Below are 19876 nucleotides of genomic sequence, written 5' to 3'. Positions count from 1 at the left end.
TTCCCATCCCGAACAGGACCGTGAAACGACTTTGCGCCGATGATAGTGCTGCAACCAGTGTGAAAGTAGGTTATCGTCAGGCTCTTATTAGAAAAGCCCGCTAGGCATCTGCCAGCGGGCTTTTTGCTTTTCTACACATCAGAACTGGAATCGCACACCAGCGGTAATCAGCGTTGCGTCGCTCTTTGTCAGGCGCGTTGCTTCCAACTCAGCCGACACAGTCTTGTTGAAGTCATAGCGCACGCCGATGCCAATCGCTGGATCGGTTTCATGCTTGTCGGCCATGCTGGTGCGATTGGATTTCATCGTCGTCCGCCCTATGCCAAGACGTCCGTAGGCGCTGAACTGATTACCCATCGGTGCGGTGCCCAGGACTGCGACGCCATAATGGCGATCCGGATAGTAGCCCGCCTCGGTCAGCAGGCCGCGAAACGGATTCATGCTCAGGCTACGGGTATAGATTTCCATGCCCAGGTTTGGGTTGAGTTGGTAGCCGATGGCAGCACCGAAGCTGACATCATTACTGTCATCCACATATTTGGACGATACGGACGTGCGGCCGGCAGTCAGGTCGGCATACACGCCGGTCTGGGCGAAGGCAGGCATGGCCAGTGCAAACAGGCCGATTGCTATGAAGCGCATGAAATTTCCTTAAGATAGATCGACAATCGGCGTTATATGTTTTGTAACGACGACTGCGGATACTATTCGGAAATTGTTTTTATTGCAATCTTGCTTTCATTTCGGAAGGCTGGATATTCAACGCACGCCGGCGGCATGCAAAGTCAATCCGAACTCCACGCCGCCATCCACGTTGCGCACTGAGACAGTGCCACCCATTTTCGCCATATAAGTTTTCACGACGAACAGGCCCTGGCCGCGGTTGGCGCCTTCCTCCTGGCCGGACACACCGTACTCGAACACCTTGTCGATCAGCTCCGGCGCGATCGATTCGCCTTGATTGTGGATCGTGAGGCTGGCTGTGCGCTCGTCCGACGTGAGGGACAAAATGATCGGCGTGCCCGCTGCGCGATGGCGGTTGGCGTTGTTCAGTATATGGGTCACCACGTCTTCCAGAGAATAGGGATCGGCGCGAACCATGGCAGGCGTGCCGCCTTGATAGCTGACGTCGTCGATGCCGACGCAGGGCGCGTTGGCCGCGACATCGCGCAAGAAGGCGTCGAGGTCCAACGTTTCGAGCTGCAGCGTGGTGGATTGGAAGGCCTCGCTGGGCGAAGCTTGCCCGTACAGTACGCGCACCGCTTGCTGCATGCGGTGGATATAGCGTCCGCTGGGATCATGCTCGCCGCCGTGCAGCGCCATCAGCGACTGCAGCGGCGACATGATCTCGTGGCCGACAGCGTGCCACATATCGCGTTCCTGTTCGGCGCGGATCGCCTCCTTCTCGACATCTTCACGCACACGTCGCAGCAGGTCGTGCAGGCAGTTGGCCAGCACGCCAAGTTCGTCGCGGCCGCGCAGGTCCGACAGGTCGAATTCATCGAGCGCGCCTGCAGTCTTGACCGAGCGGGCGACCTTGTCGGCGCGCTTCGTCAGGATGCTGATCGGGCGGATGATGCCCGCTTCCACCACCAGCCAGGCTAACAGCAGCGCACCGAGGATAGCGCCGACGAACCACGATACACGGGTGGCCACCACGCTCAGCGTGTCGCTGACGCTGCGGGCATCCCCGCTCAACTCGATGTCGAAGTTGCCCAGAGGTGTCGGCACGCTGGTGCGCGTTTGCAGTGCTTTGACTGTGGTGTCGACCGGCAGGTGACGCACCAGAGTAAGCAGTGCGTGCCAGCTTTGGTCGCTGTTGCTGCTGGCTGCCGATAGCGACAGCAGTTCCTTGCCTTGATCGTTGCGGATGCGCAGGGTTTCGCCTGGCAGCAGCAGGGATTCCAGATCGCGCAGGGAAAACAGCGGTGTGGCCTGGTCGCGCGTGGTATCCAGTAGGGCTGAGCCATCACCCGGCGGCAGTACCGCCACGCTGACGCCGATGTCCGCCAGGTCTTGCGGCGGCCAGGTCGGCTTGGTCTTGGCGAACAGGGCATCCTGCAGCACGCCGACTGGCAGCCGCACCGAGAAGAAGGTGCTGTGCGCACAATCGGGAGCGGCATCCGGCGCGCAAACCGGACTTTGCCAGATCCAGCCGCGAAAATCCTTGACGGGGCGGGCGTGCGGCTTGCCCGCATCGGCCGCAGTGTAGCCGGTCAGCCGTCCGCGTATGCCGCCAGCGGCCGGGTCGCCGGTTTGTTCAAACGGCGCAATCCAATGGTATTCCTGGCCGCGCAAGCTCACCTTCACGTCGACGCGGTGGGCCTGATTGATCGATTCCTCGCGCAGCGGGTGCGCTGCAAGCGGCGGGGCATGGAAGGTCCCGGCGACGTAAACAAAGCCCCCGGCCCAGGGATTGTTGCCGATACCGACGCATAGCGTGCCTTTGTCGCCATATTGTGCGGCACAGCCGGCCATGGAGATGGCTTGCTGGACTTTGGCCTGGTCGTCGAAATCCAGCGCCGCGTAAGGCAGCAGCACTGGATGCAATCCCGGGGTCCGGCCCGCAGCGGGATTCAGCAATGCGAGCTGTCCCGTTGGATGGCGCAGCGTCGCGGCGATCTGTTCGCGCGTCTTGTAGAAGGAATTCTCGTAAGCCTGGTAGCTGAGCTGCTTTTCCTGCTGCAGTACGGAGACCGCCAAGCCCAAGGTCGCCACGGCCAGCAGGGGAAACGCCATGCGCAATACGATGCGCAGGCGGTATGGCGTCAGCAGGGAAAATGGATTCATGCCTGGTCGGTCCAGCGAAACCCTCGCATCGGAATGTTCTCGATGCATTCGAAGCCCGGATCGATTTCGCGGAAGGCATCGCGGATGGTGCTGACGTGCTTGCGGATATTGTCGCGGTTGCGACCGCTCTTCACCACTTCGAACAAGTCTTCATAAGACACCACCTGTCCGCGCCGCTCGAACAGCGCTGCCAGGATGCGCTGGGCCGTCAGCGGCAGGTTGATGCGCTGGCCGCGCCAGGTGGGTGTGCGCTGGCGCAGCGGATCCATGGCCAGTTCGCTGGCCGGGGCGGCAGGCTTGCTGTCCTTGGCCGCGCGCAGGATTTCCAGGAAGGTGTCGATGAAATCCGCTTCCTCGAAGGTGGTCTTTTGCAGGTAATCCCAGGCATCAAGCGCCTTCATGATCGAGCGGTAGATGGCAGCCGGCATGGCAGAGACCACCAGCACCGGCGTCGCGTGGCGCTTGTTGATGGCATTGATGATGGCGACGCCGGCATGCCGTTCGCGCCCCAGTTCAATGTCCAGCACGACCAGGTCATAACGTTCGCGGGCAATGGCCGCCTCGGCATCGTCTCGGTTGAACCATTGGTCGACCTGGATGCCAGGGCGGGCCGCTGCAATCCAGCCGGCGAGCTGGTTGCTGATAGGGAGATCGTCTTCGATGATGGCTACGCGTGTCATGCGGGAAGTATTACCCAAAAGCCCGGCGGCCGGCGTGAATTTTTCTTCACAGGACGGAAGGGAGTGGGCTGGCGGCAGCATTGAACGTTCGCGGCCGGTGGCGGGAAGATTGCTGCACCGGCGCCGTGCCGGGCCAACCAAACAGAAAGGCAATCATCATGAACAACCGGATCAGTACGATGCTGCAGGCGATACGCTCGACGCTCAGCCGTGCTGCCAGCAGCATGCATTTCCCTTCCGGCGCCCGCAAAGGCGCCGTGCTGCTCGCCGTGACCGGCGCCGCCGCTTACGGCTTGTACCAGCTCCCTCCAATGCGTGCGGTTGGCCGCGGCGAAGTGGCAGTGCGTACCAATCACCTGACCGGCGATACGTCGATTGTGCATGAAGGCCTGGCGCTGGACCTGCCTGGTATCCATGAATTGCGCGTCCTGTCGTTGCGCGACCAGACCTATCGTCCAGCAGCGGCGGGCGAGACGCCGTTCCAGTCCGGGGAAGGACTGTCGCTGGGCCTGGACATTTCGGTGCGCTATGGGCTGGACCAGGCCCGCCTGGCCCAGGTCGCTCCCAAGCTGCCGGCCGACATCTCCCGCGACGTGGTGGCGCCGGATGTGGAGGGCGTGATCTACAAGATCCTGACGCGCTACACCGTGCGCGAGATCTTCTCTTCCAAGCGCGCCGAAATCCAGCAGGCGATCGAGGCAGAGCTGAAACCGAAAATGGCTGCGGACGGTCTCGTGCTGCGCAGCGTCACCATCGGCAAAGTGGTGCTGCCGGAAGATTTCAAGGCTGGCATGGAACAGCTATTGGCCGAAGAACTGGCATCCGAAAAGATGCGCTACACGCTGGAGTTGAAAGAAAAGCAGGTACGCCAGACCGCGCTGGAGGCGGAAGCTGAAAAGGTGGCGCGCGAAAAGGCTGCGGAAGCTGCCGCTTCGGAGCAGGTGATTGCGGCCAAGGCGCAGGAGGAAGCCATGCGCCATGTGCTGCCGTTCAAGGAAAAACAGGTGAAGCAGCGCGAACTGGAAGCGGAAGCGGAAAAGACCGCCCGCATCAAGACCTCGGAAGGCAATGCGCAGGCCCGCATCATCGAAGCTGCCGGCGAGGCCGACTCGCGCCGCAAGCTGGCGGACGCTGAAGCCTATCGCCAGGAACTGGTAGGCAAGATCGCCAGCGCCCAGATGGAGCGCGACGGTGAGTTGCTGAGCAAGCATCCGTTGCTGATACAGAAGACCATGGCCGACAAGCTGTCGGACAAGGTGTCGGTCATCATCGCGCCGCCGCCGGCTGATGGTGGCTTCATCGGGTCGACCTTGGTCGGTGCGCCGAAGACTGCGCACGCCGAGCGCATTGCCGCCAACGCGGGAGAATAGTCATGGCCGTGTCGATGCTTGCCGCCACTGTGGCCCTGGCCATCGTCGCCCAGGATCAGCTCGCGCTGCGTGCGGCGCCGCGCGAATCGGCCCAGGCCCAGGCCGTGCTTTGGCAGGGCGATACGCTTGAGGTGCGCGGCACCCGCGGCGATTTCCTGCAGGTGTACGACCATCGCCGCGAGCGTGCCGGCTATGTGCGCGCGGCCCGCGTGCGGCAGGTCGATTTGCAGCCCGCGGCAGCACCGGAGTTGCTGGCGGTGATGCGCTTCCTGCGCGATACGCCGGGCGCCGAGGCGCTGGTCATCGGCTATGGGGCCGCTTACCTGAAGGCAGCTGCGCCGCAAGCGATCGATGCCGAACCGTTCGATGCGATCGGCAGCATGGCCGAACGGCTGGCGGCGCGCGCTTCCTCCAAGCTGGCGCCGCAAGCCGAGACGGCGCTGGCCGCCCACCTGGAGGTGGTGGCCAGCTACGGCGTGGCGATGCGCAGCTTCGAGAATGACGGCAAGGTTCGGGTGTGCTACGACGGCGATGCTTTCCGCCGTGTGCTGGCCGTGGCGGCAAGCGCCGAACAACGCTACCGGGCCGCGCTGGCGTTGAGCAACGGTGCCTGCATCGATCCGGCGCTGGGTGTCGCACAGCGCGCCGAGCATGACCGCTGGCGTGCCGAATTGCTCGACAAGGTGGACCTGGCGCGCCTGCCGGAGCATATGAAAAACCGCATCCATATGCGGCGTGCGGCGGTCTGGTCGAGCGTCGCCTTCCAACGTGCGCGCAAGGGCGAGGATGCATCGCAGGCAGCCGGCCGCGCGGAACAGGCCTTGGCGGCTGTCGACAAGTCCTGGCTGGCCGACGAGGACAATGCCGCCTATGCGGAAGCGGGCGTGCGCGTTGGCGCGGTTCGTTGGGCGCTGGAGCCGGTGCCCGCTCCAGGCAAGGCGGCGCCGCAGCTTGCCGTCACCGCGGCCCCCGGCCGGCCGGGCGAAACCTGCGTCAGCCTGCAAGGCGCAGGCAAGCAGCTCGCGAGCCGTTGCACCTGGGGCGTAGCGTGGACGGCATCGGCCCGCGCGCATCCGCAGGGCACGGCATTGGCACTTGCCGTGCAGCCGCTGGATGGCTGGCGTGAAATGTGGCTGTTCCGACGCCAGGGCGAAAGCTGGGTGGTGGACGTGTTGCCGCCTGCCTCCAGCGATCCGGACATCGGCTACGCGGAATTCGCGGGCTGGGTGCCCGGCACCGCCAAGATGCTGGCGGCGAGGGAGGTGCGCGCCGAAGGCAGGTTTTGCCGCAGCTTCGAGTTGCTCGACATGGCCACGCTGGCGACTGAACGCGGCGCAGACAGGCCGGAATCGCTGTCCACCTTCTACAAGTGGCAGGATCCGGCCTGGAAAAGGCAGACGGTCAGCTTGCGCTGATTACTGCGGTTTGTAGGTCACCTTCAGGTTGTAGTTCCCTGCGGTGTAGCCGTTGAGCATGACGTAGACATCGCCGTTGGCCGTGACGCTGGTGCTGCAGCTCTCGGTCGCGCTGGAGCCGTCCGACTTGCAGCTATAGCTGCTGGTGGTCGGCACGGAGCCTTTGCGCACGTAAAGGTCGATGTCGCCGGTGCCGGTGGTTTCAGCCTTGAAGGTGCCGACGCCGGCCTTGAATGGGCCGAAGGTCTTCTTCTGGCTCCGGGTCAGGGTGCCGGTGAAGGTTTCCACCCGGTCCGGCACGCCCACGCCAGGGCCATCGCTGCCCAGTTCGACCGCGTAGGCGGCGGCCAGTTGCGCAAACTTCAGGGCGTGATTGGCCTGGGCGTCGGAATTGGCCAGCGTATCGTTGGCGGTATGGATGTAGGGGTTGTCCTGGCCCATCTGCGCCTCGAACGGGAACGATGCGGGGAAGCCCTGGTTCTGCCAGGACGCGTGGTCCGAGCATCCGTAGCCGCAAGAACTGTAACCCACGGTCGCGGCGGGCATATAGGCCGACAGCAGGGAAGCCATGAAAGTGTTCTGCTGGCTGTCCGTATAGTCGGTATAGATCCAGACGTCCTTGCTGGAGCCGCGATAGTTGGTCATGTCCAGCTGCAGCACCCCGACTACATTGACGTTGTTGGCCTTGAAGTTGGCCGCGATATCCTTCGAGCCGAGCAGGCCGGCCTCTTCCGCCGCATAGCCCATGATCTTGATGGTGCGGCGCGGCTTGTAGCCGGACGCGATCATCGCCCGTGCCGCTTCGGTCAGGCTGGCAACGCCGGACGCGTCGTCATCGGCACCCGGCGAACGCGACGTCTCGCCATTGCCGCTCATGTTGATCGAATCGAGGTGGCCGCCCATGACTACGACTTCGGAACCATTGTCGGTCCCGTTGATGGTCATGATGACGGACTTCTGGTTGTAGCCCGAGTGCGTGAACTGCGTGACGCTGATGTCGCTGCGCCCGGCCGCCATGGCGGTCCACTTCTGTGCCAGCCAGTTGGCAGCATTGGCGCCGTTGGTGGTGCGGTAGTAGCGGTTCGCGAAGTTCGACATGTCGGTAATGGTCTGCGCGATATTGGACGCCTGCAAGGTCGGCAAGATGCCATTGACGGTCGACTGGTTGTCGATCGTGTAGCTTGGACGGCTCACGGCCAGTGCCAGCGGCTGCACGGTGCCGGCCTTGGCCAGCGCTTGCCGGCCTTCCTCTTCGCTGGCATGCGCAATGAAACCGCCACAGCGCTTCAATTCCTTGTGGATGGCGGCCGACAGTTTCAGCATGGTTTCTTCGTCGACCTGCACCAAGTGGACTTTCTCCTTGCCCAGGCCTTGCTTGCTCTGCTTCGCAACGGCCTGCGGTGCCGCGGCTTGCAACTTTGCGTAGGCGGCGTCGCCCAGGGTGATCCAGGTGGGGGCTGCATTTGCTGCGCTGGCTGCAAAGAGTCCTGCGGCCAGTACGACTGGGGTGAATCTCTTCATGACTGCTCCTTTGCGCAAAAAAAAATGCACCCGGGGCGGGTGCATTTGTCAAAAATCTTAGCAGATTATTGGTTTCGCACGATTATGTACCGATTTGATTTGCCTCAACTGTCGCAGAAATGCCGCGTCCATCATGGAAGCGTGCACTTTTCTTCCGGGGAGGTAGACCATGAAAGCGCAACTGCTGGCCGCATGTGCGGCCATATTCCTGACTGCCTGCAGTGGAAAGGGCGGTAGCGGCGGCACGCCATCACCGCAATTTGCCGCCGAAGTCACCCGTACCAGCTACGGCGTGGCGCATGTCCAGGCCAAGGATTTCGCCGGTGTCGGCTATGGCCTGGCCTACGCGTTCGCTGAAGACAACGTTTGCATGCTGGCCGACAGCTTCCTGACGGTACGCGGCGAACGTTCGCGCTACTTTGGCCCGGACGCCCGTGCCACCAAGCCCCTCAACGGCGAATATGGCGCCGCCCTCGACTTCATGGACTTGCGCAATGAAGACAGTGACTTCTTTTTCAAAGGCTACCTGGATATCGAGAAGCTGCGGGCCGGTTATGCCGCCGGCTCCAGCGAAATCCGGCAACTGCTGCGCGGCTATGCCGCCGGCTACAACCGCTACCTGCGAGAACATGGCGGGCGCCTGCCCGAGGCCTGCAGGAACGCGGCCTGGGTCAAGCCGATCAGCTTCGACGATGTGATGCTCCTGATCGCGGAGAAGGCACTGCACGCCACCGGCGAGGTGTTCGCCGCCGAGATCGTGGCCGCCGCGCGCGACGTGAGTGGCAACCTCACCCTGGCGCTGCAGGCCGGCCCGGTGGATGCTCCGCCGTCCAGCGAGCCTTTCATCATGCCCACCCAGGGTGCCATGGCCAGCAACGCACTGGCAATCGGCAAGGAAGCCAGCAGCAATGGCCGCGGCATCCTGCTCGGGAATCCGCACTATCCCTGGACCAGTACCGACCGCTTCTATCAACTGCACGTCACGGTGCCGGGCAGTTACGATGCAATGGGCGTCAGCCTGGGCGGCCTGCCGCTGGTGGTCATCGGCTTCAACAAGGACCTGGCCTGGACCCATACCGTGACCAAGGCCGTGCACTTCACGACGTTCCGCCTGACGCGCGACGGCTCCGATCCCATGCGCTACATGGTCGACGGCGCGCCGATATGGCTGGAAACCCGTACCGCGGCAATCGAAGTGCTGCAGCCGGACGGCAGCTTGCTGAAAAAGAGCAAAGCCTTCTACTTCAGCAAGCTGGGGGCGGTGATGGCTATTCCGGGCAGCCCACAAGGGCAGGGCGGCTTGCTGGTGCTGGGCGACCCGAATCGCAACAATACGCGCTTGATGGAGCAGTGGCTTGCGATCGGGCGCGCAGGCAGCGTGCAAGAGTTGAAGAAGCAGCTCGAGCGCCTGGTCGGCCTGCCTTGGGTGAACACGGTGGCAGCCGACCGCAACGGCGGCGCATTATATGCCGATGCCAGCGTCGTCCCACACCAGGGGGCCGACAAATTCGGCGGCGACTGCCTGTTGCTGGCGACGTTGCTGATGTTCGATGGCTCGCGCTCATCTTGCGCCTGGGGGCGCGATGACGATGGCACGCCCGATGGCATTTTCGGCGGCGCCAACGCACCCACCATGCTGCGCTCGGACTACGTGGCAAATTCCAACGATGGTTATTGGATCACCAATGCGCGGCAACTGCTGGTCGGGCCAACGCCGCTTGGATATTCGCCCTTGTACGGCCCGGTGGGCGTGGCGCAGCACCTGCGCACACGCAGCGGCTTTATCGGGATCGAAGACATGCTGGCGCAGCGCGGCCAGGTGGGGCCACAGGACCTGCAGGCGCTGATGTTCGCCAACCGGGTGCTGGCCGCAGAACTGGTACTGCCGGAACTGCTCCCGGCCTGCATGGCCGGTTCCGACGCCTTGCTGCTGAAGGCATGCTCTGTGCTGGCGGAGTGGGACCGCAAGTCGGAGCTGGATAGCCGCGGTGCGGTGCTGTTCCGCGAATTCTGGAATAGCGCCGCCAAGCTGCCCGGCATCTGGTCGCTGGCGTTCGATGCGGCCGACCCTTTGCATTCTCCGCGCGGCGTGGCGCCGGCAGCAATTCCCGGCATGCTGGCGGCGCTGAAGGATGCCGCGTTGCGCCTGCAACAGCTTGGCGTGCCCTTCGACGGGCGCCTGGCCGAGTTTCAGGTGGAGCCGCGCAACGGGCAACGCTTCCCCATCCACGGCGCCATCGGCGATATCGACGGCAGTTACAACTCCATCCATATGGCCGGCGTGCTGGGGGCATCGGGCTACGAGCGCGTTACCTGGGGCACCAGCTATGTCCACCTGGTCAGCTTTGACGAAAACGGGCCACAGGCGCGCGGCCTGCTGGTCTATGGCCAGTCCACCGACCCGCGCTCGGCGCACTATGCCGACCAGTTGCCGCTGTACGCGGAAAAGCGCCTGCCATTGCTGCCGTTCACCGCAGCCGCCATCGCCGCCGATCCTTCGCGCCGGGTCAAGCAATTGCGGGAATAGTGACGTAGTGCAACTGCACACACCGGACTTGCCAGTCACCGGGCATGGGCATACGATTGGCGCATGAGCTCACAGCGCATCCAGCCGCCGGCGCTGCTTTTCATCGAAGGCGACCTCACGATCCGGCGCGTGCAGGAATTGAAAGACGTGCTCCTGGCACGTCTTGCCCAGTCACAGGCGCTGGAGGTGGACCTGGCGGGCGTCACCGAGATCGACACGGCCGGCGCCCAGCTGCTTCTGCTGGCGCGCCGCGCTGCACAAGTGCACCGGAAGGAGGTACGGCTGGTGGCGCACAGCCCGGCCGTCGCCTCGTTGTTCGAGCTGCTGCGCATCGAATAGGAAGGCATGCCCCATGGACCTGGATGACGGCTTGCAGGCGTTTGTCACCGAGGCGGGGGAATTGCTGGCTGAGATGGAGGCTGGTTTGTTGCAGCTGGGTGAGGCTGCGGCGCGCGCGGAAGCCGTCAACGCGATTTTCCGCGCCGCGCACACCATCAAGGGCACGGCCGGCCTGTTTGGACTGGACTATATTGTGCTGTTCACCCATGCAGTGGAAAGCGTGCTGGACGAAGTGCGCAACGGTACGCAGCCGCTCGATGACGGCTTGGTGGCGTTGCTGCTGGCATGCGCCGACCAGATTGGTGCGATGGTGCGCGATGTCGAGCGTGGCGGCCGTGGCGACCTGGGTGAACGCTGCCGCCCGCAACTGGATGCGCTGCATGCCTATCTCGCCCCTGCACCGGGCCTGGCGCTGATGCCGGACGCGCTCCCGGTATTTGGCGCAGACGCCCGGCCAAGCGGCTGTTGGCTGGTATCGCTGGATTTTGGCCGCGACGTCTTCCGGCAGGGCATGGACCCGGCATCCTTTATCGCCTATCTCAGCCGCCTTGGCCGCATCGTGGCCTTGGCCACGGTGGACGCCGGCTTGCCGCCGCCGGAGCAGATGGATCCGCAAAGCTGCTATCTCGGGTTCGAAATCGTGCTGGAGACCGTGGCCAACGCCGAAGACATCAGCAAGGTGTTCGAGTTCCTGCACGACGAATGCACTATCCGGCTGCTGCCGCCCGGCAGCGGCAATGAAGACTTCCAGCGCCTGGCGGAAGCAGTGCCGTTGCACGGCGCGGCAATCGCGGAAGTGCTGCGGGCCAGCGCGCTTGGAACGCTGGCAGCCGCAACGCCGCCGCCCGAGGGTGCTGCCCCGGCCCCGGCCCTGGAGCCTGCCGGCGGCGCGACCAACGCCCGCCAGCACGAAAGCCGCACTATCCGCGTCGATGCCGAGCGCCTCGGCCAATTGATTACGCTGGTAGGTGAGTTGATCATCGCCAGCGCGCGCACCCGGATGATCGGCGGACGCTTCAAGGATGCCGGCCTGCAGGACAGCACGTCGGCCCTGTCGGACCTGGTGGAACAAGTGCGTGACAGCGCCCTGCAACTGCGCATGGTGAAGATCGGGGCCACCTTCAACCGCTTCCAGCGGGTGGTGCACGATGTAGCGCGTGAAATCGGCAAGGACATCCGCCTGGTGCTGAATGGTGAGGAGGTGGAACTGGACAAGACTCTGGTGGAACGCATCGGCGACCCTTTGACCCACCTGGTACGCAATGCCATCGACCACGGCATCGAAGCACCGGAGCTGCGGCGCCGGCGCGGCAAACCCCTGCAAGGCACCGTTTCACTGAATGCCTTCCACGACTCGGGCAGCATCGTGATCGAAGTAGGGGACGATGGCGGCGGCCTGCAGCGCGAACGCATCGTTGCCAGTGCCATCGCGCGCGGTCTGCTCGACCCGGAGCACAAGCCAAGCGACAGCGAAGTATTCGCGCTGATCTTCGAGCCGGGTTTTTCCACGGCCGGCGCTGTGACCAGCCTGTCCGGCCGCGGCGTCGGCATGGATGTGGTCAAGCGCAGTATCGAGGCGCTGCGCGGCAGCATCACCATCGACAGCGAAGCGGGCCGCGGTACCACGGTGCGGGTGCGCCTGCCGCTAACGCTGGCCATCATCGACTGCATGCTGGTCACCGTTGGCAGCTCATCCTTTGCCATTCCGCTCGGCACCATAGAAGAATGCGTGGCATATGCGCGTGAAGGGCAGCGGGGCTTTGTCGACTTGCGCGGCGAAGTGCTGCCGATAGTGGCCTTGCGCGAGCTATTCCGCCTGCAAGGTGCAACGCCGCGCCGCGAAAGCGTACTGGTGGTCCGGCATGCGGGGCAGCGGGCCGGCCTGGTGGTCGATAGCCTGCAGGGACAATGCCAGGCGGTGATCAAGCCGCTCAATCCCGTGTTCAGCGGCATATCCTGCCTGAGCGGGTCGACGGTGCTGGGCAGCGGCGATGTGGCACTGATCCTGGACATACCTTCCCTGCTCAAGCAGCTACAGGCCAGACAAGGTGGAAACCTGGCAGCATAGGAGTGAGACGATGCGGCGGAAACTGACGGTTGGGATGCGCCTTGGCCTGCTGGTCGGCCTGCTGGTAGTGATGATGGCCGGCATAGGCTATGCCGGCATGCGCGGCATGGAATTCAGCAACGCGCGCCTGAAAGCAACCTACGAAGACCGCACAGTGGCGCTGATTTACCTTGGCAAGGTCAATGAATACATGCTGCGCACCCGTCACCGCATGGTGATGACAGCTGCCGCCGCCAGCCTGGCCGAGGTGGAGGCGGCCCAGCAAGGCGACGCCTCGCACCAGGAATTGATCCGCAAGAACTGGAACGCGTATATGGCCACTTCCCTGACGCAGGAAGAACAGCAATTGGCCGCGCAGTACACGGCGGCGTGGAATGCCTGGCAGGATGTGCGCAGCGCCATTATCCAGAAGGCACGCGCCGGCAAGCCAAAAGAAGCCCTGGAAGATGCGCGGGCCGCCGATGTGCAGTTCCGCTCCGTGCTGGCGGCCATGGGCAAGGTGATCGAATTGCAGGAACGGGTGGCGCGCGAGGAATACGAGTCGGCCATGGCGCAAACCGCGGCCACCATGCGCACCAATGCCACGCTGCTGGGCGGCGGCCTGCTGGCGGGCATCGTCCTGTCGGCGTGGATGATACGTGGCCTGTTGCGCCAGCTTGGCGGCGAGCCGGATTACGCCGCTCACATCGTGCAGGAGGTGGCGCACGGTAACCTGGCAGTGCAAATCAAGCTGAGAAAAGGGGATCAGCGCAGCCTGTTGGCGTCAATGAAGCAGATGGTGGACAAGCTGTCAGGTGTCGCATCGGAGGTAAGCAACGGTGCGCTGGCGCTGGCGGCGGCCTCGGAGGAGGTCAGCGCCACGGCGCAGTCGCTGTCGCAGGCGGCCAGCCAGCAAGCGGCCAGCGTCGAGGAAACCAGCGCCTCGGTGGAAGAGATGAGTGCTTCCATCGGCCAGAACACCGACAATGCGCGCATGACCGACAGCACCGCCTCCAAGGCGGCTGGCGAGGCGGGGGAAAGCGGCGATGCTGTGCGAAGCACGGTGAGTGCCATGCGCGACATCGCCAAGCGCATCGTCATCATCGACGATATCGCCTACCAGACCAATTTGCTGGCGCTGAATGCCGCCATCGAAGCGGCGCGCGCCGGCGAGCACGGACGGGGCTTCGCCGTGGTGGCGGCGGAAGTACGCAAGCTGGCCGAGCGCAGCCAGGTGGCAGCACAGGAAATCGGCGACCTGGCCTGCGGCAGCGTGCAGGTGGCGGAACGGGCGGGCAGTTTGCTCGACGCCATGGTGCCTGCGATCCAGGAGACCTCGCGCCTGGTGCAGGAAATTGCCGCTGCTTCGACGGAACAGGCCTCCGGGGTAAGCCAGATCAATATGGCCATGGGGCAGTTGAACCAGACCACGCAGCAGAATGCGGCAGGTGCCGAGGAGTTGGCGTCCACTGCCGAAGAAATGAGCAGCCAGGCGGAGGAATTACAGCAGCTGATACGTTTTTTCCGTGTCGCGCAGGACGAAGCGCCGCGCCCCAATGATGCGGCGAAGCCCCCTGTCAGCCGGCGTGCCTCGCAGCGCCGCCTGGAGCGGGTGCCGCCGCTGGATGAAAGCAACTTCACACGATTTTGAGGCCGGGACATGGAGGCAGAGCATCAGTACCTGAGTTTCCGCCTGGGCGAGGAAACGTTCGGACTGGGCGTACTTGCCGTGCGCGAGATCATCGAGTACGGTGGCGTGACCGATGTACCGATGATGCCGCCATGCGTGCGCGGCGTGATCAACCTGCGCGGCGCCGTGGTGCCGGTGCTGGACCTGGCAGCGCGTTTCGGGCGCGCGCCTGGAACGATCGGGCGGCGCAGTTGCATCGTCATCGTCGAAAGCGGGACGGCGCCGGAGCAGCAAGTGTTTGGCCTGCTGGTCGACGCAGTGCATGCGGTGCTCGACATCGATGCCGCACAGATCGAACCGCCGCCCGGTTTTGGAACCGGACTGCGCAATGATTTCATCACCGGCATCGGCAAGGTCAATGGAAAATTCGTCATCCTGGTCAACCCGGGACCCGTCCTGAACGTGCCGGAAATTGCCGCAATGGCGGGAGAGATGAATTGATGCAGCCGGTTGTTCCCCTGACAGACCGCGAGTTCGTGCAATTCCAGCGCTTCATTCACGAAGCGGCCGGGATTTCTCTGTCGGACGCAAAAAAGCCGCTGGTGTCCGGGCGGCTCGCCAAACGCCTGCACCACCTGCAGTTCGATAGCTACGGCGCTTATTTCCAGTTGATCAGCAGTGGGACTGCACCCGAGGAAACCCAGATCGCCATCGACCTGCTGACCACCAACGAAACCTATTTTTTTCGCGAAGCCCGTCATTTCGAGCATTTGCGCACCGTGCTGAAAGAGCGCAAGCAGGGTAGCGCGCCATTCCGCGTCTGGAGCGCGGCCTGCTCCACTGGGGAGGAGCCGTACTCGATCGCCATGGTGCTGGCCGACCTGTTGCCGCCGCGCGGCTGGGAAGTGCTGGCCTCCGACGTCAGCGCGCGCGTGCTTGAGACAGCGCGCCATGGCCATTACCCGATGATGCGCGCCGCCCACGTACCGCAGGAATACCTGCGCCGTTTCTGCCTGAAGGGCATCGAGGTCGAAGACGGCACGCTGCTGGTGTCGCGGGTGCTGCGCGAGTGCGTGGAGTTCGCCCAGATCAACCTGAATGCCGCACGCCTGCCGTCGCTGGACAAATTCGACGTGATCTTCCTGCGCAATGTGCTGATCTACTTTGACGTGGAAACCAAGCGCCGGGTGGCGCAGCGGGTGCTCGAATGCCTGCGGCCGAATGGCCACCTGTATGTCGGCCACTCGGAAAGCCTGCACGACATGGAACTGCCGGTTCACAACGTCGCGCCGGCAATCTATCGCAAGGAATGACGTGGAAACCGGCGCCGCTTTCGAAGTCTACCTGCTGCCCGGTGAGTATTTCGTCGGCGATGCGCGCTACCGCATCCGTACCGTGCTGGGGTCCTGTGTATCGATCACGCTGTGGCACCGCCGCCTGCGCATCGGCGCCATGTCGCACTTCCTGCTGTCGGAGCGCGAACCCGGGCCGGATGCCGAGCCGGCCGCGGAACTGAGCGGCCGCTATGGCAAGGATGCGATGGAATTGATGGTGGCGCAGCTTCGCGAACGCGGGGTGTCCTTGCGCGAATGCGAGGCCAAGGTGTTTGGCGGCGGTACCATGTTCCCATCGATCGAGGCAGGGCGGCAACCGGGAATCGGCCATCGCAACGGTGTAGCGGCGGAAAAGCTGTTGGCGGAGTACGGTATACCCGTGGTGTCGGAAAGCCTGTTCGGCACCGGCCACCGGCATATCCTGTTCGACGTGGCTAGCGGCGACGTCTGGGTGCGCCAGGGGGAACTGGTGGAAAAGGGAGGAGCATGAAGCAGATCAAGGTCATGGTGGTGGACGATTCTGCCGTGGTGCGGCAAGTACTGAGCGGCCTGCTCGGGCGCGAACCGGACATGCAGGTCACCTATGCCGTGGCCGACCCGATCCTTGCCGGGGAGCGCATGCGCCTGCAGTGGCCGGACGTGGTGGTGCTCGACGTCGAGATGCCGCGCATGGATGGCATCACCTTCCTGCGCAAGATCATGGCCGAGCGGCCCACCCCCGTAGTGATCTGTTCCTCTCTGACGGAAAAGAGCACCCGCACTTCGATGGAGGCATTGGCCGCCGGTGCCGTAGCCGTGGTGGGCAAGCCCAAGCTGGACCTGCGCCAGTCGCTGCATGATGGTTGCGACGAGTTGGTGGCCGCCGTGCGCAGCGCGGCCCAGGCCAGGCTGCAGCCACTGGGCGGCAGCCGCCCGCCGGCGCCGCCGATGGTGCCATCGGCCAAGCTGAACGCGGATGCCATCCTGCCCCCGATGGGAGAGGGAGTGCTGCCAACGCGCGGGAATGGACGCGTGGTGGCACTGGGCACGTCGACCGGCGGCACGCAGGCGCTGGAACGCGTACTGGCCGAGTTGACGCCCGCTTCGCCGGGCATCGTCATCGTGCAGCACATGCCGGAGCAGTTCACCGCCGCTTTTGCCGAACGCCTGAACGGCTTGTGCCAGATCAGCGTGAAGGAGGCGCGCAATAACGACCCGGTGCGCCCTGGGCAGGCACTGATTGCCCCCGGCGGCCGCCACATGCTGCTGCGGCGCGGCCCATCCCAATATTTCGTCGAAGTGGTCGATGGCCCGCTGGTCAACCGGCACCGCCCCTCGGTCGATGTCCTGTTCCGCTCCGTCGCAAAATGTGCCGGCGCCAGTGCACTTGGCATTATCATGACCGGCATGGGCGACGACGGCGCGATCGGCTTGCTGGAAATGCGCCAGGCCGGAGCCCGCACGCTGGCGCAGGATGAACAGAGTTGCGTCGTATACGGCATGCCGCGCGAAGCCGTCAAACGGGGCGCCGCGGAGCGTAGCGTGGCCCTGGATGCAATCAGCCGCGAAATCCTGCAATATGGCGGTATGGAACGGAGGGCGAATGAAGGACTTTAGCGCAAGCACGGCCTTGATCGTCGAAGATAGCACGGTGCAACGCGAGCACGTTGCCGGATTGCTGCGCCAGATCGGCTTCGGCACCGTCCTGATTGCGAGTGACGGCATCAACGCGCTGCGCACGCTGGAACTGCGCGCCGCTCCGGTGGACCTGGTGCTGACCGACCTCGATATGCCGGGCATGGATGGCGTGGAGCTGATCCAGCAATTGGCCAAGCGGCGCTGGGCCGCCAATCTTATTGCGGCATCGGCCAACCAACCGCGCCTGCAGGAAGCGGCCGGCAGCTTGCCGCCTGGTAGTGCCATGCGCCTTCTTTCCACGATGCCCAAGCCGGTGCGGCTTGAAACACTGCAAGGATTGCTGCACGACGCATCGATGCTGGCGCTGGCCGAGCTGGAACAAGACGTTGCACCCGAAATCCCCAATATCACTGAGATTGAAGCTGGACTGGCGGCCCGGGAGTTCATTCCTCTATATGCGCCGCGCGTCGCGCTTGATAGCGGCCGGATGGTAGGGATCGCGGTACAAGGCGTCTGGCGCCGTCCTGGCCGCGACCCGATGGACATCGACAGCCTGCTGCCGTCGCTGGCGGGCGATAGCGAAACCATCGGCGCACTCTTGCTGGCGCTTGCAACGCAGGCCGCGGCGGACTTGCACGGCTGGCAGGAAATGGGACTGTCGGCGATCAAGCTGTCGCTCCCGCTGCCGGCCGAGCTGCTGGTAGACCTGGGGGAGCTGGGCAGGTTGGTGGCGGGCATCCAGGCGCAAGACGTCAAGCCGGGCAGCGTGTGCTGGGAAGTCAGCGAGGCGGTGGTGGCCGCCTGCGAACCGGCACTACTGCACAATATTGGCCGACTTAGCTTACGCGGCTACGGCGTCGGCGCGGTCCACTGCGGGCGCTACGAAGCAAAGACGCGGGATTTTGCCTGCTTCCCGCTGGCGGAGATTTCGATCGATCCCCTGTTTGTGCACGAGGCGGCGCAGCGCAGCCATCGCAGGCCTCTGCTTGAAGGCCTGCTTGCCATGGCCGGCAAACTGGGCGTGCCCGCTTGCGCCGACGGCATCGAAAACGTCGAAGATTGGGCGCTGATGCGGGAAATGGGTTGCAGCCTGGGCCAGGGGCCATTGGTTGCGGCACCGATGGAGGGGCGCGAATTTGTCGAATGGTACAAGGACAGCCGGCAGCGCCTGCGTGACTGCGCGGGACATCGCCTCAGTGACGTGGCGCCTCCAGCGGCAGGGACAGGGTAAAGCAGGTACCGCAGCCTTCCTCGCTGCGCACGGTAATCCGGCCGCCCAGGATATCGGACACGATGCTATGCACGATATGCAGGCCGAGGCCTGAGCCGCCCACCCCCATCTTGGTAGTAAAGAAGGGATCGAAGATGCGCTCCTGGTTGCCGGCGCTGATGCCATTGCCGTTATCACGCACATGCAGTGCAATCCAGTCGGGCTTCTCATATTCAGCCACCAGCTCCACCTTGCCTTCGCTGCGGCCGTCGAAGGCGTGCATGATCGCGTTGTTGACCAGGTTGGCGATGACCTGGCCGAGCGGGCCGGGATAGCTGTCCATCATCAGTTCATCCGGCACCGACTGCACCACGTCGAACGGCGTACGCCTGATCGAGGGCAGCAGCGTCAATACATTGCCCGATACGACCTCCGACAACAGGAAGGTGCGGCGCTGGGTGCTGGTCTGGTCAACCGCTACCTGCTTGAAGTTGGTGACCAGGTCGGCAGCCCGCTGCAGGTTACGCATCAGGATCTCGGTCGTTGTGCCGGCGTTTTCGATGTAGCCGACCAGCTCCGAGCGCCTCATGTTCTCGCCCCTGGTGAAGTGTTCCCGTATTTCGCCGGTTTGCGCTTCGAAGGTGCTGGCCACCATCAGGCTGTTGCCGATCGGCGTATTCAGTTCATGCGCAATGCCGGCCACCAGCGAGCCGAGTGCCGCCAGCTTTTCGTGGTGCACCAGGTCTTCCTGGGCACGTGCCAACGACTGGTACGCCTGTTTCAGTTCATTGTTCGCCCGGCGCAAGGCGATGTGGGTATTAATGCGGGCCAGGACTTCCTCGACCTGGAATGGTTTGGTGATGTAGTCGACGCCACCCACGGCAAAGCCGCTGACAATTTGCTTGGCGTCGCTCAGGCCCGTCATGAAGATGACCGGCACGTCGCGCGTATCGCCATCGGCCTTCAGGCGCCGGCAAGCCTCGAAGCCATCGAGGCCGGGCATGACTATATCCAGAAGGATCAGGTCCGGTTCGGCCAGCGCAGCGCGCATCATCCCTTCGCGCGCTTCGTGGGCCAGTATTACCAGGAAGCCGTGGTGGCTCAGGTGATCGAGCAGGGCCAGCAGCAAGGTCGGCGAATCGTCGACGACCAAGACTGTTGGCGGGCGCGCTTGAACTTGTTTAGCTGGCATCTCAAACCTTTTTCACGTGTGGCCCTTGTCAGAGTGAGTCTGGCTTGCTATAGTTCTGTCCCTCGCAACGCAGCGCTGACAAATCAGCGAAGCGAAACGAGAAAAAGATGGGGTTGACGAGTTGCACGCTGTACCGCATAATCTCGCTTCTCTGCTGCTGACGAACACAACGCTTCGTCGAATGAACAAGGCAGCGATCTTTAA

Annotated in this window: 16 protein-coding genes; 11 read left to right on the top strand and 5 right to left on the bottom strand. The window is 63.7% G+C overall.

All coding sequences use genetic code 11. The features are described from left to right. Positions 1 to 138: 138 nt before the first annotated feature. The 3 genes from BM269_RS28650 to BM269_RS28640 all read right to left on the bottom strand — a co-directional run bounded on the left by BM269_RS28650 (position 139) and on the right by BM269_RS28640 (position 3470). A complete protein-coding gene (locus BM269_RS28650; RefSeq protein ID WP_090445959.1) occupies positions 139 to 642 on the bottom strand; it encodes a porin family protein in 504 nt (167 codons plus the stop codon). A gap of 117 nt (positions 643 to 759) precedes the next feature. After that, entirely contained in the window at positions 760 to 2790 is a 2031-nt protein-coding gene (locus BM269_RS28645; RefSeq protein ID WP_090445956.1) for a sensor histidine kinase, read from the bottom strand. Beyond that, positions 2787 to 3470 (bottom strand): response regulator transcription factor, encoded by a 684-nt coding sequence (locus BM269_RS28640; protein ID WP_090445965.1) that lies wholly within the window; start codon positions 3468 to 3470, stop codon positions 2787 to 2789. Before BM269_RS28640 ends, BM269_RS28645 begins: the two co-directional genes overlap by 4 nt. Positions 3471 to 3628: 158 nt before the next feature. On the opposite strand from BM269_RS28640, the gene BM269_RS28635 reads away from it, so the two are divergent. Then, on the top strand, positions 3629 to 4840 hold the full coding sequence (locus BM269_RS28635) for an SPFH domain-containing protein (protein WP_090445953.1): 1212 nt from the start codon (positions 3629 to 3631) through the stop codon (positions 4838 to 4840). 2 nt (positions 4841 to 4842) lie between these two features. Further along, positions 4843 to 6255: an SH3 domain-containing protein gene (locus tag BM269_RS28630; RefSeq protein ID WP_211482760.1), complete on the top strand. Its 1413-nt coding sequence runs from the start codon at positions 4843 to 4845 to the stop codon at positions 6253 to 6255. Here BM269_RS28630 and BM269_RS28625 read toward each other — a convergent pair whose 3' ends face one another. Further along, on the bottom strand, positions 6256 to 7776 hold the full coding sequence (locus BM269_RS28625) for a M20/M25/M40 family metallo-hydrolase (RefSeq protein WP_090445950.1): 1521 nt from the start codon (positions 7774 to 7776) through the stop codon (positions 6256 to 6258). A gap of 169 nt (positions 7777 to 7945) precedes the next feature. Here BM269_RS28625 and BM269_RS28620 point away from each other — a divergent pair, with 169 nt between their 5' ends. The 9 genes from BM269_RS28620 to BM269_RS28580 all read left to right on the top strand — a co-directional run bounded on the left by BM269_RS28620 (position 7946) and on the right by BM269_RS28580 (position 18501). Continuing rightward, complete coding sequence (locus BM269_RS28620; protein WP_090445948.1) at positions 7946 to 10303, top strand: penicillin acylase family protein; 2358 nt, start codon at positions 7946 to 7948, stop codon at positions 10301 to 10303. A gap of 63 nt (positions 10304 to 10366) precedes the next feature. Continuing rightward, on the top strand, positions 10367 to 10642 hold the full coding sequence (locus tag BM269_RS28615) for an STAS domain-containing protein (RefSeq protein WP_090445945.1): 276 nt from the start codon (positions 10367 to 10369) through the stop codon (positions 10640 to 10642). A gap of 13 nt (positions 10643 to 10655) precedes the next feature. Further along, positions 10656 to 12710, top strand: a complete 2055-nt coding sequence (locus BM269_RS28610; RefSeq protein ID WP_090445942.1) for a chemotaxis protein CheA — start codon at positions 10656 to 10658, stop codon at positions 12708 to 12710. A 10-nt stretch (positions 12711 to 12720) separates the two neighbouring features. Further along, positions 12721 to 14340, top strand: coding sequence for a methyl-accepting chemotaxis protein (locus BM269_RS28605; protein ID WP_090445939.1), 1620 nt, complete (start codon positions 12721 to 12723; stop codon positions 14338 to 14340). A gap of 9 nt (positions 14341 to 14349) precedes the next feature. Continuing rightward, a complete protein-coding gene (locus BM269_RS28600; RefSeq protein WP_090445936.1) occupies positions 14350 to 14820 on the top strand; it encodes a chemotaxis protein CheW in 471 nt (156 codons plus the stop codon). Further along, on the top strand, positions 14820 to 15632 hold the full coding sequence (locus BM269_RS28595; RefSeq protein ID WP_090445933.1) for a CheR family methyltransferase: 813 nt from the start codon (positions 14820 to 14822) through the stop codon (positions 15630 to 15632). Before BM269_RS28600 ends, BM269_RS28595 begins: the two co-directional genes overlap by 1 nt. Position 15633: 1 nt before the next feature. Then, positions 15634 to 16143, top strand: coding sequence for a chemotaxis protein CheD (locus tag BM269_RS28590; protein WP_229204837.1), 510 nt, complete (start codon positions 15634 to 15636; stop codon positions 16141 to 16143). Further along, the gene (locus tag BM269_RS28585; protein WP_090445927.1) at positions 16140 to 17249 is read left to right on the top strand and encodes a protein-glutamate methylesterase/protein-glutamine glutaminase; all 1110 of its coding nucleotides are present in this window, start codon (positions 16140 to 16142) and stop codon (positions 17247 to 17249) included. Before BM269_RS28590 ends, BM269_RS28585 begins: the two co-directional genes overlap by 4 nt. Beyond that, complete coding sequence (locus tag BM269_RS28580; RefSeq protein WP_170860512.1) at positions 17236 to 18501, top strand: EAL domain-containing protein; 1266 nt, start codon at positions 17236 to 17238, stop codon at positions 18499 to 18501. The genes BM269_RS28585 and BM269_RS28580 overlap by 14 nt, the downstream gene beginning before the upstream one ends. On the opposite strand, the gene BM269_RS28575 is transcribed toward BM269_RS28580, so the two are convergent. After that, entirely contained in the window at positions 18464 to 19672 is a 1209-nt protein-coding gene (locus BM269_RS28575; RefSeq protein ID WP_090445921.1) for a sensor histidine kinase, read from the bottom strand. The genes BM269_RS28580 and BM269_RS28575 overlap by 38 nt on opposite strands. Between the last annotated feature and the right edge of the window lie 204 nt (positions 19673 to 19876).

This window comes from Duganella sp. CF458 (assembly GCF_900113115.1).
Classification (GTDB): Bacteria; Pseudomonadota; Gammaproteobacteria; order Burkholderiales; family Burkholderiaceae_D; genus Rugamonas.
This window is presented reverse-complemented; position numbering and strand designations above follow the sequence as displayed.